Genomic DNA, 5,846 nt, shown 5'->3' on the forward strand with positions numbered 1-5,846 from the left:
TTCTGCGATCCTCACTCGCCCTGGCAGCGCGGCAGCAACGAGAACACCAACGGCCTGCTGCGCCAGTACCTCCCCAAAGGCACCGACCTCAGCGGCCTCAGCCGCAGGGAACTCGACATGATCCAGGACAGTCTCAACGGACGCCCTCGGAAGACATTGGGCTATCTGACACCATCAGAGAAGCTCGCAGAGTTCCTTGCGCTCACCGCTTGAATCCGCCGATCCTGCGATCGGCCTCGGCTTTTTTCGCAGCGGAGCTCGACCGCCCACAGCGCTGATCGTGGAGTTCATCGACCAGCACAAGCAGAAGTTCGGTGCTCACACCGATCTGCCGCACGCTCATGTCGGCGGGCACGCAGAACGCACCGAGCACGTACTACGCCTTCAAGACCCGCCCACCCTCCAGGCGATCAGTTCGAGATGAACAACTGCTGGTGCAGATCCGGCGCGTTCACGCGGAGAACTTCGGGGTCTACGGCGCCCGGAAGCTGCACGCTCAGCTGCACCGTGAAGGACTCCCGGTAGCCCGGTGCACGGTCGAGAGACTCATGCGCACAGCCGGGCTGCGCGGGATCAGCCGCGCCAAGGGGCCACGCACGACCATTCCCGGCCATGGCCGCGAGACTCGACCTGATCTGGTCGAACGCGACTTCACGGCCACGGCACCGAACCAGCTGTGGGTCGCCGACATCACCTACTGCCGCGCGTTCACCGGCTGGGCGTACGCGGCACTCGTCACCGATGTGTTCTCACGGCGTGTGGTCGGCTGGCAGCTGTCGAAGTCGCTGCGGACCGATCTGGCTCTGGACGCATTGGAAATGGGGATCTGGACCCGCCAGCGCGCTGGCCAGGACGTGGAAGGGCTGAAGCACCACAGCGACAAGGGTGTCCAGTACGTCGCGGTGCGCTACACCCAGCGCCTGTCAGAGGCCGGGGCAGTCGCTTCAGTCGGCTCGACGGGAGATTCCTTCGACAACGCCCTGGCCGAGGCCTTCAACTCACTGTTCAAGGCCGAGCTGGTCCGCAATCGCCGGCCCTGGAAGAACATCGACGAGTTGGAGATCGCGACCGCGGAGTACATCGACTGGTTCAATCACCGAAGGCTCCATGGAGAGATCGGCATGATCCCACCCGTCGAGTTCGAGGACGTCTACGATCACGACCAGGCCGTGCCGGCGACCGCCGCTACGGCACTTCCGAGCCTCTAGCAAACCCGGGGCGATACAGTCGGGAGCGCCCGCCGGGGCGCGCGGTCAGGCGGCGCCGAGCATCCCGCCGGGGTCGATCACCCGGAGGTCTACGCCGTCGGCCTCGAACCGGCGGACGCCCTCGGAGACGAGGAGACGGCCCACGCGCGTCACGCGGTCCCCGTGCCCGGGCGCCACACCCTCGGCCGCGCCGAGCACCTGGTCCTCCCACTCCGTCGACGGGGGAGGCGAGGTAGTCCTGCACGGGGTCCTTCCGGAGGGGCCGGGTCGGCACGGACCGGCCCGGGGCGCACGGGGCCGGATGGACCAGCCTGCGGGCCGGACGGCTCAGCCCCGGGCCGTCACGACGTCCTCATCGACCCAGTCGCGGGAGCGTTCCACGGCCTTCTTCCACAGCCGCAGGGAGCGCTCAGCCTCCTCCTCGTCCATGGTGGGCTCCCAGCGCTTGTCCTCCTCCCAGTTGGCCCCGAGCTCGTCCTGGGACGACCAGAACCCCACCGCCAGGCCTGCGGCGTAGGCGGCGCCGAGAGCTGTGGTCTCGATGACCTTGGGGCGCACGACGGGCACGCGCAGCAGGTCCGCCTGGAACTGCATGAGCAGCTCGTTGGCGACCATGCCACCATCGACCTTCAGCTCGGTGAGGTCCACGCCGGAATCCGCGTTCATGGCGTCCAGGACCTCGCGGCTCTGGAAGGCGGTGGCCTCGAGCGCCGCGCGGGCGATGTGTCCCTTGTTGACGTAACGGGTCATGCCCACCATGGCGCCGCGGGCTGTGGCGTCCCAGTGCGGAGCGAAGAGGCCGGAGAACGCGGGGACAAAGTACACGCCGCCGTTGTCCCCTGCACCGGCGGCCAGGGTCTCGACCTCCGGGGCGCTACCGATCATCCCGAGGTTGTCCCGCAACCACTGGATCAGCGAGCCGGTGACGGCGATCGAGCCCTCCAGCGCGTACACCGGCTTCTGGTCGCCAATGCGGTACGCCACCGTGGTAAGCAGGCCGTTGTCCGAGTGCACCGGCTCCTCGCCGGTGTTGATCAGCATGAAGTTGCCGGTGCCGTACGTGTTCTTGGCCTGGCCGACCTCGAAGCACGCCTGGCCGAAGGTCGCCGCGTGCTGGTCGCCCAGGATGCCGGTGATCGGCGTCTCGCGCAGCAGCTGGTGGCCGGCCACAGTGCCCACCTCGGCGGAGGAGCTGACGATCTCCGGGAGCATGGACATCGGGATGCCCATGTCCGCGCAGATCTCCTTGTTCCAGTCGAGGGTGTCCAGGTTCATCAGTATGGTGCGGGAGGCGTTGGTGACGTCGGTGACGTGCCGGCCGCCCGCGCCGCCGCCGGTGAGATTCCACACCAGCCACGAGTCCATGGTGCCGAAGACGAGGTCGCCGTTCTCGGCGGCCTCCCGGGCCCCGTCCACGTTCTCCAGAATCCAGGCCACCTTGGGGCCGGCGAAGTACGTGGCCAGCGGCAACCCGACGCGCTCCTTGTAGCGGTCCGCGCCGGCGTCGCCGGCCAGGCGCTCACAGAGGCGGTCGGTGCGGGTGTCCTGCCACACGATGGCGTTGTACACCGGCCTGCCGGTGCTGCGGTCCCACACCACGGTGGTCTCACGCTGGTTTGTGATGCCCACGGCTGCGACGTCGTGCCGGGTCGCCTCGGCGCGGGCCAGGGCTTCGCCGATGACCTCGCGCGTGTTCTTCCAGATCTCCACCGGGTCGTGCTCCACCCAGCCGGCGCGCGGGAAGATCTGCTCGTGCTCGCGCTGACCGGAGGACACGATGGCCCCATTGTGGTCGAAGAGGATCGCGCGCGTGGACGTGGTGCCCTGGTCGATGGCCATCACGTAGCGGGATGTGGTCATGTCCTACTCCTTCGAAGGTGGGTCACGGGGGTGTGGGGGTGGCGGGCACGTTCCCGCAGGGGAACGTGTCCGCCCGGGTCGGACGGGCAGACCGCTCAGACGGACGAGCTCCTCAGACAAGCAGAGGCGCGGCGAGGCCGGCCAGGACGGCGCCGACGACCGGGCCGACGATCGGCACCCAGGCGTAGCCCCAGTCCGAGCTGCCCTTGTGCCGGATCGGCGCGACGGCGTGGAACAGGCGGGGGCCCAGGTCGCGCACCGGGTTGATGGCGTACCCCGTGGGGCCGCCCAGGCTCGCGCCGATCGCGACGACGAGCAGGGCCACCGCGAGCGGGCCGAGCCCGGAGGGAGTGGAGCCGAACAGCAGGACCACGAACACCAGGACGAACGTGGCGATCACCTCGGTGACCATGTTCCACAGCGGGTTGCGGATCTCGGGGCCTGTGGCGAAGGTGCCCAGGATCGCTCCCTGGTCCGTCTCCGCCTGGTAGTGGTCGCGGTAGGCCAGCCAGGCCAGGGCCGCGCCGAGGAAGGCGCCGAGCAGCTGTGCCGCAAAGTACGCGATTGTGGTGCCGAGGGTCACGGCGATGCCGGGGGCGTACTCCTCGGCGCCGCTGACGAGCAGGCCGACGGTCACGGCGGGGTTCAGGTGCCCGCCGGTCGCGGAAGCGACGTAGACGCCCGCGAAGACGCCCAGCCCCCAGCCGAAGTTGATGAGCAGCCAGCCTCCGCCGTTGCCCTTGGTCTTCGTCAGGACGACGTTGGCGACGACGCCGACGCCGAGCAGGAGGAGGATCGCCGTGCCGGCGATCTCATGCAGGAAGATCGTGCCCATGGACGGGCTCCTTTCAGTGGGTGGGGGCGGCGTCGGCGGCTGCGAGCGCGGCGGCGGCGGTGACGTCGTCGTGGGTGGTCTCGCCGCGGAGGCGGGCGGCGACGAGGTCCTTGTACGCGCGGATCTCACCGGCGATGCGCTCTTCATCCCAGCCCAGCTCGGGGGCCACGAGGGACGCGATCTCCTCGGCCGCCGCGACGCCGCGGTCGCGGACCTCGGTGGACAGGCGCGTGCGGCGCTCGATGACGTCGTCCAGGTGGACGACGCCCTCGGCCCGGGCGGCGTGGACGATCTCGGCGCGCAGGTAGCGCGGCGCCTTGGCGAGTGGGACGCTCAGGGACGGGTCGGCGTCGATCAGGTCGAGCACGTGGCGCAGCACGGTGCCGTAGCGGAACAGGAGCCGGTCCACGCGGGCCTCGTCCAGGCCGTAGTCGGCGGCGATGCGGTCCGCCTCCGCCTCGATCTCCGAGTAGCCGAGGCCGCCGAGCACGGGGATGCGCTCGGTGAGGCTGGGACGGGTCGGGTGGGTCTCGCGCACCACGAAGTCCACGACGTCCTCGGCCATGGCCCGGTACGTGGTCCACTTGCCGCCGGCCACGGCGGTGAGGCCGGGGGCCACCTCGGTGACGGTGTGCTCACGGGAGATCTTGGTGGAGCCGCCGTCGGATCCGGTGACCGGCTGCAGGAGCGGGCGCAGGCCGGCGTACGTGGCGACCACGTCGTCACGCGTGAGGTCCTCCTTCAGCACCGCGTTGGCGTGCTCGAGGATGTAGTCGATGTCGTCCGCGGTGGTGGCCGGATGGGCCACGTCCTCTGCCCACGGGGTGTCCGTGGTGCCGATCACCCAGTACTCGTCCCACGGGATGAGGAACAGCACGGACTTCTCCGTCTTGGTGATCACGCCGGTGGCGGCGTCGGCGCGGATGCGGTCGCGCGGGACGGTTATGTGGGCGCCCTTGGAGGCGAGCACCTCGAGGCCGCCGTCGGCCTCGGCCAGCTCCTGCTGCTCCTGGGTCCACACGCCCCCGGCCAGGATGACGGCGCGCGCGTGCACGTCGAACTCCTCGCCGGAGGTCTCCTCGCGGACGCGCACGCCATGCACACGGCCGTCGTCGCCGCGCAGGTAGTCGGTGACGGCGGTGTAGTTGGCGGCCACGGCGCCATGGTCCACGGCGGAGCGCACGAGCATCATGGCCAGGCGGGCGTCGTCGAACTGGGCGTCGGCGTACTCCACCGCGCCGACGATCTTCTCGTCGTCGAGGGAGGGGAAGGTCGCGGCCATGGAGCGGCGGCTGAGATGGCGGTGCGCGCCCACCGCGCGGCGGCGGCCGAGCGACTGCATGGCGTCGTACATGGTGACGCCGGCGCCGATGAAGCCGCGGTCGATCACCTTGTGGAAGAACGGGAAGACGAAGCGCAGGGGGCGCACCAGGTGGGGCGCGGTCTGGGTGAGCAGCAGGTCGCGCTCACGCAGCGCCTCGTACACCAGCTTGACGTCCAGCATCTCGAGGTAGCGCAGGCCACCGTGCATGAGGCGGGAGGAGCGGGACGAGGTCCCGGAGGCCCAGTCGCGGGCCTCGACGATGCCCACGTCGAGGCCGCGGGTGGCCGCGTCGAACGCGGCGCCCACGCCGGTGGAGCCGCCGCCCACGATCAGGATGTCGAGGGGGGCCTCCGGGCTGGTGGCCCGAAGGCGGGCGAGGTGGTCCTCCCGCGTGGCGGCGGAGAGGGGGACGGTTCGCAGGGTTGGCATGGAGGGGTTGCTCCTTTATCGGTGGAGGCACAGCGTAGTGGCGTGGCTCACGCTAACAGGTTGAAGCGCCCTGGGTTTCGTTCCGAGGTCAGGGCACCGCGGGCGCGGTCACCTCGGCCTCAGTGTAAGCAGCCTCGACCTCGACCGGGGTCCGGTACCCCAGTCGTTCGTGGAGCCGAGCCGTGTTCCA

At 69.9% G+C, this 5,846-nt stretch carries 6 protein-coding genes and 1 other annotated feature; of the genes, 2 read left to right on the forward strand and 4 right to left on the reverse strand.

Features of this window, described 5'->3' with window-relative positions:
• Nucleotides 1–213: IS30 family transposase (locus tag RF645_RS12830; RefSeq protein ID WP_368819233.1), on the forward strand; the 213-nt coding region annotated here is incomplete at its 5' end.
• 25 nt (nt 214–238) lie between these two features.
• Nucleotides 239–368: a sequence feature (AL1L pseudoknot), on the forward strand.
• Nucleotides 315–1,208: an IS3 family transposase gene (locus RF645_RS12835; protein WP_081609580.1), complete on the forward strand. Its 894-nt coding sequence runs from the start codon at nt 315–317 to the stop codon at nt 1,206–1,208. It overlaps the preceding feature by 54 nt.
• 45 nt (nt 1,209–1,253) lie before the next feature.
• Here RF645_RS12835 and RF645_RS12840 read toward each other — a convergent pair whose 3' ends face one another.
• The 4 genes from RF645_RS12840 to RF645_RS12855 form a co-directional block, all read right to left on the reverse strand.
• Nucleotides 1,254–1,406, reverse strand: a complete 153-nt coding sequence (locus tag RF645_RS12840; protein WP_006215658.1) for a hypothetical protein — start codon at nt 1,404–1,406, stop codon at nt 1,254–1,256.
• Between the two features lie 129 nt (nt 1,407–1,535).
• Nucleotides 1,536–3,068 carry a glycerol kinase GlpK gene (gene glpK / locus RF645_RS12845; RefSeq protein WP_006215657.1) on the reverse strand — a complete coding sequence of 511 codons (1,533 nt, stop codon included), beginning with the start codon at nt 3,066–3,068 and terminating at the stop codon, nt 1,536–1,538.
• 112 nt (nt 3,069–3,180) lie between these two features.
• Entirely contained in the window at nt 3,181–3,903 is a 723-nt protein-coding gene (locus RF645_RS12850; RefSeq protein ID WP_006215656.1) for an MIP/aquaporin family protein, read from the reverse strand.
• A 13-nt stretch (nt 3,904–3,916) separates the two neighbouring features.
• The gene (locus tag RF645_RS12855; RefSeq protein WP_006215655.1) at nt 3,917–5,656 is read right to left on the reverse strand and encodes a glycerol-3-phosphate dehydrogenase/oxidase; all 1,740 of its coding nucleotides are present in this window, start codon (nt 5,654–5,656) and stop codon (nt 3,917–3,919) included.
• Nucleotides 5,657–5,846: the final 190 nt, after the last annotated feature.

This window comes from Kocuria sp. CPCC 205260 (assembly GCF_040981045.1).
Lineage (GTDB): Bacteria > Actinomycetota > Actinomycetes > Actinomycetales > Micrococcaceae > Kocuria > Kocuria palustris.

Bases quoted from the DNA above. Each gene is read 5' to 3' on its own strand.
- glpK (WP_006215657.1), bottom strand. From the start codon at position 3,068: ATGACCACATCCCGCTACGTGATGGCCATCGACCAGGGCACCACGTCC.
- RF645_RS12855 (WP_006215655.1), bottom strand. From the start codon at position 5,656: ATGCCAACCCTGCGAACCGTCCCCCTCTCCGCCGCCACGCGGGAGGAC.
- RF645_RS12850 (WP_006215656.1), bottom strand. From the start codon at position 3,903: ATGGGCACGATCTTCCTGCATGAGATCGCCGGCACGGCGATCCTCCTC.